Annotated in this window: 16 protein-coding genes and 1 pseudogene; 2 read left to right on the top strand and 15 right to left on the bottom strand. The window is 69.0% G+C overall.

Annotated elements, in window-relative coordinates; all coding sequences use genetic code 11:
- The 15 genes from AC08OX_RS07200 to nifV form a co-directional block, all read right to left on the bottom strand.
- On the bottom strand, positions 1 to 1,368 hold a 1,368-nt coding region (locus AC08OX_RS07200), incomplete at its 3' end, for a cysteine desulfurase family protein (protein ID WP_476607095.1).
- Complete coding sequence (locus AC08OX_RS07195) at positions 1,365 to 2,201, bottom strand: HesA/MoeB/ThiF family protein (protein WP_476607094.1); 837 nt, start codon at positions 2,199 to 2,201, stop codon at positions 1,365 to 1,367. The genes AC08OX_RS07195 and AC08OX_RS07200, both read right to left, overlap by 4 nt.
- 47 nt (positions 2,202 to 2,248) lie before the next feature.
- Positions 2,249 to 2,869: an iron-sulfur cluster assembly accessory protein gene (locus tag AC08OX_RS07190; RefSeq protein WP_476607093.1), complete on the bottom strand. Its 621-nt coding sequence runs from the start codon at positions 2,867 to 2,869 to the stop codon at positions 2,249 to 2,251.
- Positions 2,866 to 4,434, bottom strand: coding sequence for a nitrogenase cofactor biosynthesis protein NifB (nifB, locus tag AC08OX_RS07185; RefSeq protein ID WP_476607092.1), 1,569 nt, complete (start codon positions 4,432 to 4,434; stop codon positions 2,866 to 2,868). Before nifB ends, AC08OX_RS07190 begins: the two co-directional genes overlap by 4 nt.
- Positions 4,431 to 4,790, bottom strand: a complete 360-nt coding sequence (locus tag AC08OX_RS07180; protein ID WP_476607091.1) for a nitrogen fixation protein NifZ — start codon at positions 4,788 to 4,790, stop codon at positions 4,431 to 4,433. Before AC08OX_RS07180 ends, nifB begins: the two co-directional genes overlap by 4 nt.
- A complete protein-coding gene (gene nifW / locus AC08OX_RS07175) occupies positions 4,787 to 5,242 on the bottom strand; it encodes a nitrogenase-stabilizing/protective protein NifW (RefSeq protein ID WP_011438834.1) in 456 nt (151 codons plus the stop codon). The genes AC08OX_RS07180 and nifW overlap by 4 nt, the downstream gene beginning before the upstream one ends.
- The gene (locus AC08OX_RS07170) at positions 5,239 to 5,490 is read right to left on the bottom strand and encodes a CCE_0567 family metalloprotein (RefSeq protein ID WP_476607090.1); all 252 of its coding nucleotides are present in this window, start codon (positions 5,488 to 5,490) and stop codon (positions 5,239 to 5,241) included. The genes nifW and AC08OX_RS07170 overlap by 4 nt, the downstream gene beginning before the upstream one ends.
- Positions 5,480 to 5,923 carry a NifX-associated nitrogen fixation protein gene (locus AC08OX_RS07165; protein WP_476607089.1) on the bottom strand — a complete coding sequence of 148 codons (444 nt, stop codon included), beginning with the start codon at positions 5,921 to 5,923 and terminating at the stop codon, positions 5,480 to 5,482. Before AC08OX_RS07165 ends, AC08OX_RS07170 begins: the two co-directional genes overlap by 11 nt.
- Positions 5,920 to 6,354, bottom strand: coding sequence for a nitrogen fixation protein NifX (gene nifX, locus AC08OX_RS07160; protein WP_011438837.1), 435 nt, complete (start codon positions 6,352 to 6,354; stop codon positions 5,920 to 5,922). The genes AC08OX_RS07165 and nifX overlap by 4 nt, the downstream gene beginning before the upstream one ends.
- Entirely contained in the window at positions 6,348 to 7,994 is a 1,647-nt protein-coding gene (locus tag AC08OX_RS07155) for a nitrogenase component 1 (protein ID WP_476607088.1), read from the bottom strand. The genes nifX and AC08OX_RS07155 overlap by 7 nt, the downstream gene beginning before the upstream one ends.
- Entirely contained in the window at positions 7,994 to 9,364 is a 1,371-nt protein-coding gene (gene nifE, locus AC08OX_RS07150; protein WP_011438839.1) for a nitrogenase iron-molybdenum cofactor biosynthesis protein NifE, read from the bottom strand. Before nifE ends, AC08OX_RS07155 begins: the two co-directional genes overlap by 1 nt.
- Before the next feature lie 208 nt (positions 9,365 to 9,572).
- Positions 9,573 to 11,129, bottom strand: coding sequence for a nitrogenase molybdenum-iron protein subunit beta (nifK, locus tag AC08OX_RS07145; RefSeq protein ID WP_476607087.1), 1,557 nt, complete (start codon positions 11,127 to 11,129; stop codon positions 9,573 to 9,575).
- A gap of 67 nt (positions 11,130 to 11,196) precedes the next feature.
- Positions 11,197 to 12,657, bottom strand: a complete 1,461-nt coding sequence (nifD, locus tag AC08OX_RS07140; RefSeq protein WP_476607086.1) for a nitrogenase molybdenum-iron protein alpha chain — start codon at positions 12,655 to 12,657, stop codon at positions 11,197 to 11,199.
- A gap of 43 nt (positions 12,658 to 12,700) precedes the next feature.
- Entirely contained in the window at positions 12,701 to 13,564 is an 864-nt protein-coding gene (gene nifH, locus AC08OX_RS07135; protein WP_011438842.1) for a nitrogenase iron protein, read from the bottom strand.
- 201 nt (positions 13,565 to 13,765) lie between these two features.
- Positions 13,766 to 14,959: a homocitrate synthase gene (gene nifV / locus AC08OX_RS07130; RefSeq protein ID WP_476607096.1), complete on the bottom strand. Its 1,194-nt coding sequence runs from the start codon at positions 14,957 to 14,959 to the stop codon at positions 13,766 to 13,768.
- A gap of 735 nt (positions 14,960 to 15,694) precedes the next feature.
- Between nifV and AC08OX_RS07125 the strand changes: the two genes are divergently transcribed.
- Together AC08OX_RS07125 and AC08OX_RS07120 are read left to right on the top strand one after the other, a co-directional pair.
- Positions 15,695 to 16,132 carry a hypothetical protein gene (locus AC08OX_RS07125; protein ID WP_476593150.1) on the top strand — a complete coding sequence of 146 codons (438 nt, stop codon included), beginning with the start codon at positions 15,695 to 15,697 and terminating at the stop codon, positions 16,130 to 16,132.
- 186 nt (positions 16,133 to 16,318) lie between these two features.
- A pseudogene (locus AC08OX_RS07120) lies at positions 16,319 to 16,649 on the top strand (hypothetical protein); the annotation flags it as partial.

Here is a 16,649-nt window from a genome sequence, read left to right as displayed (position 1 = left end):
GGGATAGGCAGATCGGGGGGCGGGCACCTCGGGCATGCGCAGGGCCCGCGAGAACACCCGGTCGGTGGGGATCTCCTGCGCCCGGAACTCGGTGGTGGGGCCGTCGAAGAGATCGTTCGACCGGTTCTGCTCCAGGGCACGCACGCGCAGCACCGCGCGAGCCACCGCGGCGGCGGCGGCGTGGATCTGATCGACGCTGGTGAACCGGCCCACGCTGAACCGCAGGCTCTCCATGGCCGCCGTGGTCGACCGGCCCATCGCGGTGAGCACATGGGACGGCTCGGCGCCGCCCCCGTGACAGGCGGAGCCCGCGGACACCGCCACGTCCGGCAGACAGGCCTGGACGGCGTCGGCGTCGGCACCGACGAACCGCAGATTGATGGTGTTCGGCAGCCGGCATTCGCGGCCCCCGCCGCGCTCACTCGGCCCGTTTAGCTCGACGGCATCGACGCCGAGCCACTCGACGAGCAGATCGTGCAGCAGCTCGGTCTGGGCCCGCTGCCGCGGGGCCTCGTCGTCCATCACCGCGGCGGCGATCCGCACCGCGGCGCCGAAGCCGACCACCCCGGCGGTGTTGACCGTGCCGGCGCGCAGGCCCCGTTCCTGCCCACCGCCGTGGATCAGCGGTGCCAGCTGCGACCGGGCGTGTCGGCCGGCGATCAGCGCGCCGGTGCCCTTGGGCCCGTAGAGCTTGTGCGCGGACGCGACGGCGAGGTCGATGCCGGCGTCCGCGACCGAGACCGGCATCCGGCCCAGTGTCTGGGTGATGTCGGCGAGGTAGAACGCCCCCGCCCCGTGGGCGAGCTCGGCGATGGGCCGCGGGTCGTTCAGCGTCCCGGTCTCGTTGTTCGCCGTCATCACCGCCACCAGGGCGACTTTCGAGACCGAGGCCCCGAGAACCCCCCCGTTCCCCGCGATCGCGGAGCCCCCCGCGACGGCGGAACCGCCCCATACCGGTTGCAGCAGCGCGCGCAGATGATTGAGGTCGATCGTGCCGTCGGGATGAACCCGGATGGTCTGCACGATCGCCCCGTGCACCCGCGCCGCGGCCTCCGCCGCGGCGAGGACCGCCCGATGCTCGGTCGCTCCGACGAGTACGCGGCGGCAGGACGGCGGGGCGGTGGCCAGGACCCCGGCGATCGCCAGGTTGGCCGCCTCGGTCGCCCCGCTGGTGAAGATGACGTCACGCGGCTGGGCGCCGGCGAGGTTCGCCACGTCCCGCCGGGCTCCTTCGACGAGCCGGGCGACGGCCTGCCCCGCCGGGTGCGAGCTGGCCGGATTCGCGAAGTGGTCCCGCAGCAGCGGCAGCATCGCCCGGACAACCTCCGGGTCGACCGGGGTCGTCGCGTTGTGGTCAAGATAGATCACGGTGCGCCTCCAGAGCCGCAGTCCACGCAGGCGGGATCGCGCCGGGTCCGCGGCGTACGCAGGTCCGTGTCCCACAGGTCGAGGTGGATCAGCCGGCCGACCGCCGGCTCGGCGAATCCACCGGCGATCTTCAGCGCCTCGGTCGCAGCCAGGCAGCCCACCGTTCCGGCGACCGCGCCGAGCACCGGGAAACCGAGGGGCTCCCAGGACGGGTCCCCCTCCGGGAACACACACCGCAGGCAGGGCGAACCCGGCCGGACCACCAGCAGATACGCCTCGGTGGCGTTCATCGCGGCGACGACCAGGGGGATCTGCGTCGCCAGGCACAGCCGGTTGAGCAGATACCGCTCGGGGAAGTTGTGCCGAGCGTCGACCACCACGTCCGCCTCGGCGATCAGACGGGGCAGGCTGGGATCGGTCAGATCCCGGTCCAGGGCGACGATCTCGACGTCCGGGTGGTGTGCGCGCAGGGTGTCGGCCGCGCACTTCACCCGGGCGTCGCCCACCCGGTCGGGCCGCATCAGGGTCTGCCGGTTGAGGTCCGGCTCCTCCAGAACGCCCGGATGGACCAGGATCAGCCGGCCGATGCCGGCGGCGGCCAGGTAGGTCGCCGCCGCTCCGCCGACCCCGCCCACCCCCGCCACCAGGACGGTCGCGCCGCTGAGCCGCCGCTGAGCGGACACTCCGAAGCCCGGAATACCCAACTGCCGCTCGTACCGTCGATTCGGGTCGAAGACGGACGGCGCCTGCCGACGGGATGGGTACGGTGCCGGCGGCCCGGCACAGATGGACCCCAGCAGACGCGGGTGGGAACGGAATCGGGCGGTGACCATCGGGCGCTCCCCGGGTTAGGCCGAACAGGTGATCAAGTAGTGGGTTGTCAGGACACCAGCGCGACCCGGCCGATCTCGGGCAGGGCCTCCTTCAACCGGCTCTCAATGACGCCGGTCAGGGTCGCGGTGGCGCCGGAGCACCCGCCGCAGGCTCCGGTAAGGCGCAGGTGCACCTCCGCCGTCCCGGGCTCGCCGTTGCCGGCGAGAGTCGCGACGACCTCGGCGTCCCCGCCGTCTCCCCGCAGGAAGGGCCGGATCTCCTCCATGATCTCCTCGACCTGCTCACGCAGGCGGGCGTCCGCGGCGGTGCGCTCGGTGGAGTCCGAGGCACCGAAGGACGTCCCGCAGCCGCAGGAGCTGGTCGCGTTCGGGTTCTGGAAGGTGAACCCGGAGGAGGTCAGCGTCTCGGTGTAGTCCACGCGCAGCCCGCGCAGCAGGTGAACCATCGACGAGTGGACGACGACGTCAAAGCCGTCCTGGCCGATGACGACGTCCTCGGCCTCGGCACCGGGGACGAGCGCCAGGTTGTAGGTGAAGCCGGCGCAGCCACCGGGGTCGACGCCGATCCGCAGGCTGAACCCGCCCGTGCCGGGGGTCGAGGCGAGCAGGTGACGGACCTGCTTCACGGCCCGGTCGGTCAGTTCGACGGTGGGGGTGGTGGCGCTCATCGGACGGCAACCTCCGCTTCGGCACGATGTGCGACAAGGCGGGAGCCGACCTCGGCCACCGCCTTCTCGATCAGGTCGTAGAGCTCCACCGGTTCGATCCCGGCATTCTCGAGCGCCTCGCGCGGTCCGAGGCCGATCTTGCTGCACAACACCGCCGCGCAGTCGGACAGCATCGCGACCGTCTTGTCGAGCTTGGAGGCGTCCTCGTCGCAGTCCGACGGGCCGTTGCAGTAGCGGTCCACGTCGCGGGTCTGCACGAGCCGGGCCCAGCCCGGACCCCCCTCGTAGATCCAGAACTCGGTCGCGTGACCGAAGTGCTGGTTCACCACGCCGCTGCCCTTGGTCGCTACAGCGACGAGCACGACGTTCTCCGGGCGGGCCCCGGCCGGGGTGCCCTCATCGGGGGATGCGCCCGGGCCGGAGGGAATGACCGCGCCGGTCGAGATGTTCAGCGCTCCCCGGGTGGCAGCCGCCTCGGAGCGCCACCGTTCGATCTCGCTATGCGTCTGCCGGCGGCCTTCGAGGTCGTATTCGATCTCACGGCCACGGAACGCCTCGGGAGTGAACTCCTCACCCCGGTCCTCACCGAGCAGGCCGACGGCGTCGGCGCGGCACTGCCGGCAGTGCCGCATCATGTTCATCTCGGCGCCGTCGTCCTGCTCGCAGCGGTCCTGCAGCGCCTTGAGCTCCTGCGGGGTGGGGCCGCGCTGCCCGGTCAGGCCGAAGTGGGTGCCGTGCTCGGGCGCCGACACCAGCGGCATCACGTTGTGCAGGAAGGCGCCGAGCTCCTTGACCTTCCGGGAGACCTCGACGAGGTGGTCATCGTTGATCCCGGGGATCAACACCGAGTTGACCTTGCAGAGAATCTTCCGCTCGGTGAGCATCGCCAGGCCCTCGCGCTGACGCTCGGAGAGGATCCGGGACGCCTCCCGGCCGGTGTACCGCTTGCCGCGGAAGGCGATCCACGGGTAGATCCGCTCCCCGACCTCGGGGTCGATCATGTTGATCGTGATGGTGACGTGGTCGACGTTCAGTTCGGCGATGCGGTCGACGTGGTCCGGCAGGGTCAGCCCGTTGGTGGACAGGCAGAGCTTGATGTCCGGGCAGTCCCGGGCCACCAGTTCCATCGTCCGGAAGGTCGGCTTCGGGTTCGCCAGCGGGTCGCCGGGGCCGGCGATCCCCAGCACGCTCATCTGCTTGATCTCGCTGGCCACCAGCTTGACCTTGGCGAGGGCGTCCTCGGGGGACAGCAGGGTGCTGGTGACGCCGGGACGGCTCTCGTTGGCGCAGTCGAACTTGCGGTTGCAGTAGTTGCACTGGATGTTGCAACCTGGGGCGACCGCCACGTGCATCCGGGCGTAGTACTGGTGGGCTTCGGCGCTGTAACAGGGATGATTGGCGATCTTCTCCGCGATCTCCGGGTCCCACACCGGAGCGCTGGTGCCACAGCTGGACTTGCTCGCGCAGCCGGCGGCGGTGTCGGGCGCCGGCCCGGTGGCCTGCCGGAGGATCTCGACTGCCGGGTCGGTGGGCAGCATCGGCAGGCTGACGGGGGTTGCCTTCACGACTGCCCTTCCTTCCCCCGGGCGGTCGCCGTGCCGCTGGCCGGAGCGGTCGCCGAGGAGGTCGCGGTGGTCGTCGCGGCGGGTGCGGCGGTACCGGCTGCGACAGCCGCGGCCTGCTGCCACCGCTCGGGGGAGACGAGCTCACGTTCCAGCGCGCCGACGATGCGGCCGTGGTCGAAGGCCACCGCGTACACGATGTGTTCCTGCAGGTAGAGGCCGACGTTGATGACCTGGCCACGGGTGCCGGCCTCGACGAGAACCTCACCGACGGCGATCGCCGGGTCCGGATACGTGCCGTCGTTACGCAATGCCTTGACGGCGACCACGATGTCGCCGACGTCGTAGGTGCTGTTCATCGGGTTCCACCCAGGTAGTCGGCGGACGCGGCGGCGTGGTGCGGCCAGGCGGACTGGGACGGCTCCACCGGGTCGGACGGCGCCGACGGTTGGGGCACCGTCGGGGTCAGCCGCTCGACGGTGATCGACGACGCGGGCACGAACGACGACTGCGGCGCGCGGTCCTGCAGCACCTTGAACAGGCGGTGGTCCAGGGCGGAGGCGGTGGTGAAGGCCTCATAGGAGCGGATGAGCGCGTCGCGATACTCCCGCAGCAGCTCCACCGGGTTCCCGGCCTCGGTCCGAGTGTCGTGCAGCTCGACCAGCTGGTTGGCGAAGTACCGGAGGATGTGCAGCCGGTTGACGGCCAGGACTCGCGGGTCGTAGTCGACGTCCAGCAGGATGAAGTACTCCTCGGCGGTGGAACAGCGGCGGAAGTCCGCCAGCTGGCCGGCGGCCATGCTCACACTCATCGCGATGTCTCCTTCTCGAGCAGGCCCTCGAGGAGGGCGATCTCCGCATAGGCGTCGTAGGTGCGGCGGGCGGCGTCGAGCAGGCCCTCCCAGCCGATCGGGAGGTCCTCGGCGAGATCGTGCAGGTCGAGCTTGAGCTGGGAGGCCCGGCTGCGAAGCTTGCGCAGCCGCAGCTCGGTGTCGGCCGGGGCGCCCCCTGCCGGGGTGTCGGCGGCTTGGGCGTCGGCGGCTTGGGCGTCAGGAGTCATCGCGGGCCACCTCGTTCCATCGTTCGATCTGCTTGGTCGCGCCGGTCACCATCGACTCGCCCCGGGCGGAGAGCTCGTCCATGGAGCCGAAGCCGAACCGCTGCACGTCCCGCAGCGCGTCGGAGAGGACGACGAGCCGCCCGGCACAAATGATCACGCGCCCGAACCCCTCGTGGCTGAGGTCGAGCACGGTGGTGGTGAACGCCCCGGTCGCCTTCTCGGTGGCCGCCGCGACCGCCTGGTAGAAGGAGCGCACCCGGCCCTCTACGGCGGCGTCGATGTCGCAGTTCACCGCGATCTTGCGGCGCTGCTCCCGCGTGACGATGAACGGGCGGAGCAGGTCCTCGTCGGAGAACCGTTCCAGTTGGCCGTAGGTGTCCCCGGCGCGCAGCTGGTCGACCAGGTCGCCAAGGAAACCGGTCTTCGCGGTCATGCCGCGTCCCCCTTGGGCTTCAGGGCCGTAGCACCGCCGCGGGTCCAGGTCGCCGCCGGCTGCGGCTCGTGGGACCGCAGCACCTTGCGCAGCCAGGGCGGAGGATTGCCGGCCAGCGTCGAGGTGTAGCGGCGGAGCAGCTCGGGGATGGCGGTGCCCTTGACCACCTTCACCGGGTGAACCCGGGCCTTCACCACCTTCGCCGCGGCCGTCCCGCCGATATCACTGATGTTGAGAATCGCGCAGTCCGAGACCGCGGCGAGCCTGGATTCGATCTTGTCCTGTTCGTCCGTCGGCGCCGCGTCGAGCGCGCGGGTCTCCAGGAACCTGGCCCCCTCGGGGCCGACCTCGTACACGTCGAACCGTTGGCACCACCCGAAATGCTGATCCACAGCGGTGCCGTCGCTGGTCGCGAAGGCGATCTTCAACACGGAGACTCCTGGAACAGGTTGTCGAGTTGATCGGATTCACCCGCGGAGCCGGGCTGGGTAGGGATCTCGGTCCGGTGGGCGGGCTGTCCACCCGCGCCGGACACGGAGAACCTCCGCCCGGGACGGCGGTGCACGTGCTCGTGATCGAGCAGACGATTCGCGGCGTCGATGAGCAGGCGCAGGCTTCCGGCGTACCCGGCGGTACCGGCCAGCGCCGCGCCGAGCCGATCGAAGATCGGGAAGCCGACGGGCAGGTGCGCGGCGCCAATCCGGTCGGCGACCTCGCGGGCGTGGCTGGAACCGAGGACGAGGTGCGCACCACCCGCCCGAGCCAGTTCGGCGAGGTCGGCCAGATCGCCGACGACGACCTCGTCCCAGGGCGCGTCCGCGAGGACCGGCGCGGCGGTCGGGGACACCGCCGCCACGACCTCGGCCCCGACGTCGTGCAGCAGGGAACCGACGGCGACCAGGGTCTCCGGCTCCATTGCCAGCGCGACCCGGGCGCCACCGAGGACGAAGTGCGTGTCGAGCAGACCGTCGGCGAGCCGGGCCCGGGCCTGCCGGATCCGGGCCGGCGCGGACGCTCCGGTGAGTTCGATCAGCTCGGTGACCAAGGCGTCCATCTCCGTCAGCCCGCTGAGATGACGGTGGCGGAGGATCCGGGCGCCGGTCCGAGCGGCGAGCAGGTCACCGGCCGCCGCCGCGGTCGCACCCGCGACGAGCACGGCCCGCGACCGACCGAGCGCCCGCAGCCGCGCGAGCCCGGTGCCGCCGGTCGTTGTGGGCTGCCAGGCGGGGGCCAGGTGCCCGTCCACCGATCCGGACAGGTCGGGGACGAGTACCGGGTCGAGCCCGAACGCGCGAATCAGCTCACCGAGCTCGTCGAGGTCGGCCGCCGTCAGGGACGGGCCGACCAGGACGGCGAGCTGGCGCGGGTCCAGAGCACCACCGTCCGCCGCCGCCACCCGCCGGGCGGCGGACCCCAGGGACTTGGCGGGCCCGGCAGCCTCGGCGGGCCCGGGGGTAGTGAGATGCGTTACGGGAGCGCTGGCCGCGATGAAGGCGGTGCGCCCGGTAAAATGGCTCGCTTCGGAAGGCTTCGTTTTGGAATGCTCTGCCGGCACCACCGCTCGGACCAGCGCCTCCAACGCGGCCGACCAGCCGTCGGACAGCCCACCGATGAAGTCCGGGGTGGAGACCCCGACGATCAGCGGGGCCCCGCCGGGGGCGGAGTCGTTCGCGCCCGCCTCCGGCCCGCTCGAGTCGGTCTCGTTCCAGGCCGAGAGGTACCTGCGCAGCTGGCCGCCGACGTCCTCGCCGCTGACCTCGGTGACCCCCGTGGTGAGCAGGCCGATGATCTCCGGCCGCTGCTTCTTCCGAATGGCATCGAGCGTCTCCACCATCGCCTCACCACTGCCGAGGACCGCGGTCACCTCGGTGATCGCGGTGGTCTGCAGCGGGATCGGCTCGTTGAAATGCCGGGTGAGCAGGGCCTTGGCGAATGACGCGCACCCCTGCGCACCATGCATGATCGGCAGCGAGCCGGCGAGGCCCAGGAAGACCAGCGCACCCCCGAGCGGCTGGCTGTGCTTGAGCGGGTCGATCGTCGCCTGCCGCTCTCCGGTCACGACCTCGGCCATCAGCGGGCTCCGACCAGGTCCCAGGGAGCGGGCCGGCTGACCTGCTCCCAGACCGGGCTCGCGATCGCCAGGTCGAGGCGCCGGGCGAGCTCGACCATCCCGGTGTAGCCGGCGTAAGGGATGTGCCGCTCCTGGTTGATATCGAGGAACGGCAGCCGGCCCTTCAGCGCGGTGTACTGGTTGCGGCCGCCGGCGACGAGGATGTCCGCCCCGGTCTGCTCGGCGACCCGCAGCAGCTCGCGCGGACTGCCCTCTTTGATCATCTTTGCGTCGCCGAGCAGCTCGCGGATCTTGTCCACGTCGCCGTCGGAGCTCTTGGTGATGCCGCTGCCAACCACCTCGATGCCGAGGTCCTGCAGCGCGGACACGATCGACCAACTCTTGACCCCGCCGGTGTAGAGCACCGCCTTACGCCCGGCGAGCCTGCGCCGGTACGGCTCAAGTGCGACGGCGACGGCCGCCTCCTCGACAGCGATGAGCTCCTCCGTGCGGCGGGAGAGCTCGTCGTCCTCGAGCAGGCGGGCGAAGCCGCGCAGGGTGTCGCCCATCGCCCGGGTGCCGTAGAAGCTGCCCTCGAACCACGGGATCCCGTAGCGTTCCTGCAGGCCACGGGCGAGTCCGAGCAGCGCGCGCGAGCAGACCACCATCGTCGCCCTGGCCCGATGGGCCGCGGCGACGTCACGGTAGCGGGCATCACCGCTGATGCACGCCTGCACCCGAAGGCCCAGCCGGGACAGCAGCGGCAGGACGTCCCACAACTCCCCGGCGATGTTGTACTCACCGATCAGGTTGACGTCCCGGTCGGTGGTGAGCTCCGGCTCAACGGTGCCGATCACGTGGTCGAGCAGGGCTTGGCCGGCGAGCCGGTTGCCGAGGTTCTTGCTGCCGACGAACCCGGGCGAGTGGATCGGGATCACCGGCACCCCGGACTCGGCGGCGGCAGCCGCGCACACCGCGTCGAGATCGTCTCCGATCATCGCGGTGACGCAGGTCGAATAGACGAAGACCGCTGGCGGCGAGTGCCGCTCGACGACCTCCAGGATGGTGTCGAACAGGCGCTGTTCCCCCCCGAGCACCACGTCGTTCTCGGCCATGTCGGTGGTGAAGCCGTGCCGGTAGAGCACCGGCCCGGACGACAGGCTGCCTCGGCCGTCCCACGAGTTGCCCGCGCAGCCGATCGGGCCGTGGACCACGTGAGCGCAGTCGGCGATCGGGACGAGGGTGATCATGGCTCCGTCGAAGGCGCAGCCTCCGGAAGTGCCCCCGGGCTTGGGTTTGGGACAACCTGCCTTGCGGGCCTTGGTGCTCTTGGCGTTGTTGTGGTTACAGGCCGGTTCGGTGAACAGCGCGACGCGTTCTGTGGCTGCCATGGGCCATCCTCGGAAGGACGCGGTTCTACGGGCACGGTTCTTGAAAGAGGTGGGACGGGGGCGAGGGGTCGATCGATCCGGGAGATGATCGATCGACCCCACGGCGGGGTGGTCGGCCGGTCGCAGGGAGCGCGGTGGGTGCGGCCGGCCGACCACGTTCAGGTCCGGCCGGGAGCCGGACCGGCCACAGCTGTGCCCGGTCGGACGCTCAGCGGACGACGTCGAAGCTGTGGTCGGGGCTGGTGCGGTCCAACTCGTCGAGCACCGTGTTGACGAGCTGGGTGAGCAGGTGCAGACCGCCGGTGTAGCCGACGATCGGGAAGCGGTGCAGGTGGTGCCGGTCGAAGATCGGGAAACCGACCCGGACCAGCGGCACGTTCGCCTCCCGGGAGATGTACTTCAGGTACGAGCTCCCAATGAGCAGGTCGACCGGCTCGGTGAAGACCAGCGACCGCAGGTGCCAGAGGTCCTTGCCCGGCCAGACGGTCGCCGCCTCGCCGAACTTGCTGGTCGAGAGGACCTTCTCCAGCCTGGGCGCGAAGGAGTTGTCGGCGTTCGTGCTCAGCAGGTGGACCGGGATCATCCCGAGTTCGAGGGCGAAGCCGGTCATCGCGATGACGAGGTCAGGGTCACCCGCGATGGCGACCCGCTTGCCGTGCAGATAGGCATGCGAGTCGGTGAGCGCGTCCACCAGGCGGCCACGCTCGGCGGTGAGCTCGGCCGGGATCTCGACCTCCGCCAGGCGGGCCACCTCAGTCAGGAAGCGGTCGGTGTTCTTCACCCCGATGGGGGTCTCGAGCACCACCGTCTCCTGCTTCCACCCGTCCCGGACGAACTCCGTCGTCTTGCGGGTGGTGGTCTCCTGAAGCATCACGGTAGCGCGGCTGAACCGAGCCGTGGCGGCCTCGGCGAGCGGGGTACCACCTGGGTAGAGCTCGTACTCACCCGTCGCCGGCGAGTCCAGGGAGCTGCTGTGGTCGCCCAGGATCAGGGGGTCGACACCCATCAGCTCGAGGATGCGGCGGTACTCGCGGTGGTTGCCGACGTAGGTCTCGAAGCCGGGCACGATGTTCAGCCGGGGCTTCCCGGGGGACTCGACCTTGTCGGCGTCCGCCGTCTTGCTCAGGAGCTCCAGGATGCCCTTGAGCATGCTGTCGTAGCCGGTGAGGTGCGAGCCCACGAAGCTCGGCGTGTGCGCGTACGGCACCGGGTAGTCGGCGGAGATCGCGCCCTTGTCCCGCGCCGCGCCGATGTAGGCGAACAGGTCCTCCCCGATCACCTCGGCCATGCAGGTGGTGCTGACCGCGACCATCTTGGGCTTGTACAGGGTGGTCGCGTTCTCGAGCGCCTCGACCAGGTTGTTCAGCCCGCCGAAGACGGCGGCGTCTTCGGTCATCGACGAGGATGCCGCCGGGACGGGCTCCTTGAAGTGCCGGGCGAAGTGGCTGCGGAAGTAGGCGACGCAGCCCTGCGAGCCGTGCACCAGGGGCATGGTGCCCTCGAAGCCGAGGCCCGCCAGGACCGCGCCGAGCGGCTGGCACGCCTTGGCCGGGTTGACGGTCAGCGCCTCCCGGGCGAAGTTCTTCTCCCGGTACTCCCAGCCGCGGGTCCACTCCAGGACCCGGGCGACCTCGGCGGCGTCGCTGCCGTTCTCGAACTCGCGCTTGCCCTCGAACTGCTTCTGGTAGACCTCGTCCTTGAACAGCTCGCTGTGGTCGAGGACCCGCAGCGGGACGGAACTGTTTGTTTCCGGAGTCGTCGTCACCGGACATCCTCCCTTCTACCGTGGCTGATGACTGCCGGCTACCGCCGGCGGGGGCCGGACCGGCCGGTCAGAACACCTCTCCGGCCTTCGACCAGGGGGTCTCCATGAGGTCCCAGGTCGGGCTGTTGATCGCGATGTCCATGTCACGGGCGAAGACCGCGAAGCCGTCCACGCCGTGGTACGGCCCGGAGTAGTCCCAGGAGTGCATCTGGCGGAAGGGGACACCCATCTTGTGGAAGACGTACTTCTCCTTGACGCCCGCGCCCATCAGGTCCGGCTTGAGCCGCTTGGCGAACTCCTCCAGCTCGAAGGCCGTCGGGTCGTCGTAGAGGACCACGCCCTCCGCGAGAGCGGGGTAAGTACGGGTGTAGTCGTCCTTGTGCGCGAACTCGTAGCCGGTGCCGACGACCTCCATGCCGAGGTCCTCGTAGGCACCGATGGTGTGCCGGGGCCGCAGTCCGCCGACCGCGAGCATGACCCGCTTGCCTTCCAGGCGCGGCCGGAAGGCGTTCGTGATCTCGTCGAACCGGACCTGGTAGCGGGCGATCGCCGCCTCGGTCTTCTGCTTGATCTCGTCGTCGAAGAAAGCCGCGATCTTCCGCATCGAATCGACGATCTTGGTAGGACCGAAGAAGTTGAACTCGGTCCACGGAGTGCCGTAGCGCTCCTCCATGGTCGTGCAGATGTAGTTCATCGACCGGTAGCAGTGGATCAAGTTCAGCTTCGACAGGTGCGTCGAGGCCATCTCGTTGATCGTGCCGTCACCGGACCACTGGGCGATGACCCGCAGGCCCATCTCCTCCAGGATCTTCCGGGAGGCCCAGGCGTCGCCGCCGATGTTGTAGTCGCCGATGAGCGCGACGTCATACGGCGTCTGCTTGAAGGTGTTCCCGCCGGTGCCCAGCACGTGGTCGCGGACCGCGTCGTTGGCGATGTGGTGGCCGAGGGACTGGCTGACCCCGCGGAACCCCTCGCAGCGCACCGGGACGACCGGCAGCTCGAGCTTCTTCGAGGCCTTGCGGGAAACCGCCTCGATGTCATCGCCGATCAGACCGATCGGGCACTCGGACTGGATCGAGATCCCCTTGGCCAGCGGGAACAGCTCGACGATCTCGTCGCAGACCGTCTCCAGCTTCGGGTCACCGCCGAAGACGATGTCCTTCTCCTGGAAGTCGGTCGTGAACTGCATCGCGGCGAAGTTGTTCACGCCCCAGGGGCCGCGGGCGTAGTTGCGCCGGGTGGCCCAGGAGTACTGGCCACAGCCGACCGGGCCGTGGCTGATGTTGACGATGTCCTTGACCGGGCCCCACACCACACCCTTGGAACCGGCGTAGGCGCAGCCGCGGATCGTCATGACCCCCGGGCGGGATTTGATGTTGGACTTGACCTCGCACTCCTTCGACCCATCGGGGTCGTTGGCCTTGAGGTGCTTGGCCCGGAACTTGGCCGTCTTCGCAGGGTAGTTAGACAGCACCTCGGCGATCATCGCCTCGGTCTCGGCCTTGATAGGTGCCGGCGTCGTCGTCATGGTCGGGACCTCATCCTCGACGGAGTCGGAGCAGGTGACAGGGTCAGGCGACAGCGGCGGCCTTGCCGATGATGCTCTCGTCCTCCTGCTCCATGATCCCGAACTCGATGAGGAGCTCCTCGAGCTCGTCCATGGTGATCGGCGTCGGGATGGTCTTCATGTCGTTGTCGACGATCTTCTTGGCGAGCTGCCGGTACTGGTCGGCCTGCTCGTTCTTCGGGTCGTACTCGATGACCGTCATCCGGCGCAGCTCGGCGTGCTGCACGACGTTGTTGCGCGGGATGAAGTGGATCATCTGGGTGTTGAGCCGGCGGGCGAGCTCAATGATCAGCTCGTCCTCGCGGTCGGTGTTGCGGCTGTTGCAGATGAGCCCGCCGAGCCGGACACCACCGGAGTGCGCGTACTTGAGGATGCCTCGGGCGATGTTGTTCGCCGCGTACATCGCCATCATCTCGCCGGAGGTGACGATGTAGATCTCCTGCGCCTTGCCCTGGCGGATCGGCATCGCGAACCCGCCGCAGACGACGTCACCGAGGACGTCGTAGGTGACGAAGTCGAGGTCCTCGTAGGCGCCGGCCTCCTCCAGGTAGCTGATGGAAGTGATGACACCGCGGCCGGCGCAGCCCACACCGGGCTCCGGGCCACCGGACTCGACGCACTTGATGCCCCACTGGCCCTCGACCAGGACCTCGTCGAGCTCCAGGTCCTCGACCGAGCCCTTCTCGGCAGCCAGCTGGATGACGGAGGTCTGGGCCTTGGAATGCAGGATGAGCCGGGTCGAGTCGGCTTTGGGATCGCAGCCGACGATCATGACCTTCTTGCCCATCTCGGCCATCGCCGCCATGGTGTTCTGCTGGGTGGTGGACTTGCCGATACCACCCTTGCCATAGAATGCGATCTGGCGCATGCGGTGTTCCTCCTCGGAACGGTTGCCCAGCGCAGGGGGCACCGGTGCCACGACCACGCCGATCGGGCAGGTCGGGCCGCGAGAGCCCCTGGGCTGGAGTCGTGCCGCCGGCCGGGTTTGGCCGGGACATCGGCACAACCGTTAGTTGTTGATCTAACCCGTTGCGTCTGTCAGCCGGGTCCGGTCCCTGCCGGACCCGGCCTAGGACGGCGGGGCCTCCACTCGGGGGGCCGGCACTTCGGCCCGCCCGAGAAGCTCCTGGAAGTCACGGCCGTGCAGGCCGCGCTTCGTCTGGGTCGCCGTGGTCCGGACCCGCTCAAGCAGCGGCTCGATCTCGCTGTCGTCGGCGGTGATGCCGTACTGGGCCAGCGCGTAACGCACCGAGGCCCGGCCACTGTGCTTCCCGAACGCGAGCCGCCGTTGCCCGCCGACTTCGGCGGGGTCGAACGGCTCGTAGGTCGACGGGTGTCGCAGCACGCCGTGGACGTGGATCCCCGACTCGTGCGCGAACACCGACTCACCGACCACCGCCTTGCCTACCGGCAGCGGGCGGCAGGCGGCCCGGGCCACCATCCGCGCGAGCCTGCGGAACGAGGTGGTGTCCAGGTCCACCGGCACCTTCAACAGGTGCCGCAGGGCCATCGCCACCTCCTCGAGCGGGGCGTTGCCGGCCCGCTCCCCCAGACCCAGCACCGTGGTGCTAACCCAGGTGAATCCGGCCTGAACCGCGGCGAGGGTGTTTGCGGTCGCCAGACCGAAGTCGTCGTGGGCGTGGATCTCCCACTCCCCCGGGACCGCCTGGACCAGCCGGCCGAGCCGGGTGTAGGCGCTGACCGGGTCCAGCAGACCGACCGTGTCGGCCCAGCGGATCCGGGTGGCGCCCCACTCGCGCAGCTCGCCGGCCAGCTCGATGACGAAGTTGTCGTCCGCGCGGGAGGCGTCCTCCAGGCCGACGCTGAATCGCAGCCCGCGGTCGGCCGCGTCGAAGACGCAGTCGCGGATGCGGCGCCGCGCCCATCCCCGGTCCCGGCCCAGCTTGCTCTTCAGATGCAGGTCGGAGACGGGAATGGTGAGGTGCGCGGTGACAATTCCGCAGGACACCGCGGCATCGATGTCGCGGCGGTCGGCCCGGCACCACGCCACCACGCCGGCCTGAGGTTGCGTCGCGAGGATCTCCCGCAGGACATCCCGTTCGGCGGGTCCCATGGCAGGTATTCCGGCCTCGATCTGGTGTACGCCGATGGCGTCCAGAGCAGCGGCGATGGCAAGTTTCTCGGCTGCGGTGAATGCCACTCCAGGCGCCTGCTCGCCGTCGCGCAGGGTGGTGTCGCAAAACCTGACCGGCGCGGCCGTAGGCGCGGATGAGCTGGGAAAACGGGGACCGGGCACTGTCATCACCAGCCGTCGATCGAGAACAGAAGGCTATGGGATCGCCCCCGAACAGTGGTTCTTCGTTTGTCCGGTGGCGACACGAAGAACACTAGGAGCCGTTCATTTCAGCCCTGCAAGCCCCGGTAACTTCGGCGTTAACAGGTATTCCGTCGGGATGACTGGAAGCTTCTCCCGAAAGATACCTCGAAGGATATTCGCAAGGAAAAATCTTTAATTAAAATTTTCCTGGAAACTTTCCCTCGTGGCGCCGCCCACATAGCCCCGGGCGCGCCGCCGAAGTGGTCCGGAGCACACGGTACGCCAGGAAGATCGCCCGATTACGGGGATCCCCCAGCTCCGTCGGAGCGGTGTAGATGACAGTAGCAAACGCCCCGTGCAGATGAGATGTTATCGGAACATTCGAACAAGAGTTTCAGCGAGGTACCTGCCGTGTTACGTAGAGATGTCGGCGCTATCGATGCTGGTCACGGCGGATGAACAAGATGACTCACATTCATGTTGGCAGCTTCCCGACCGCCGCGCGATCCCGACCACCAGGATTAACTTTTCCGAAACCGACAAGGTCCGTCGTGAGTGGACCTCGCCCGAGGAGTCGGTTATCTTATGGATAACAGTTATTTTCCGCCGGGCGACGCCGACCTGGCAGCACGCAGTGCTTTCCTATGGAGAGCGGAAGGAGCTGGGCGTGTCGGTTCGCGCATACGTGGAGTACTTGGGTTGCCAGTCGGGATGGTAGAGATGACGGACACGCAGATGGTCGGCGTACCGTCCGACCCGCCGGGAACGTGGGAGGACCTGCGTGCGACCGTAGTAGGCAACAACGGTGTCTTCCGGATCAACATGGGGACACTGCGGGAGATCGGCGGCTATGGCCGATTGGGTACCAACGTGCGGCAGATCCTGAGCCGGAACCTCGCCGGCATCGGTCTCGGGCACCTGCCCACGGAACTACCGTCCTACCAGGACAAAGAGGTTCTGCTCTTCCAGTTCGGCACACCGGCGGCAGAGATCGTCGAGGCGGTCCGGGAGGGCGCCTCCGACGGAGCTGAATCCGCGCTGATCAGGCTGAACTCCTCGCAGGACATCGCGAAGGTGCGCGACGCCTCACTCAAAGCTGTCGAGCTCCTCTCGATTCTGAACGACCGCTGCCGGGACTGCATGCGCCCGCTGCACTAAGCGACCAGCGGCCGTCATCTCCGTCGCCGGCCTGACAGTCGGCGACGGAGATGTCTGGTCGTGGCTGCCGGAGGCGGTGGACCTCCAGGTCAACCGGGGGAAATCCGGCGGCTTCGTGTTCGTCACGCCTATGTTTGATCATGGCTGCGAATCACGGCGTGGGAACGACGGCGACAAAGCGTCATCGTGGCGACGGCGCTGTCCCGCTCCGCCCACGCCATCGCCCAGTGGAAGTGGCCATATCGTGGCGGACCGTCGTGGCTGGCGGCACGGACCGGGACGGCGGGATTCGACTTCTGGGAGATCGAGGAGTTCATGGAGCACGGCTCGGCACTCGTCGGCAGTCCTGAGCAGGTACTCGACAAGATCCAGCGGTTCACCGAACTGTACGGCCAGCAGCTCACCGGTATCGGCGTCGACTCACTGCCGGTGGACTGGCAGCGCGAGCAGCTTGAGTGGTTCGCCGCCGGCGCCGCCCCTCGAACCGCGTCGGGCGTATCCGAGCACCCGCTAGCCC

This window comes from Frankia sp. CoBUL1, assembly GCF_978021245.1.
Note: the sequence above shows the minus strand (reverse complement) of the source record. Positions and strands in the feature narration are given on the sequence as shown.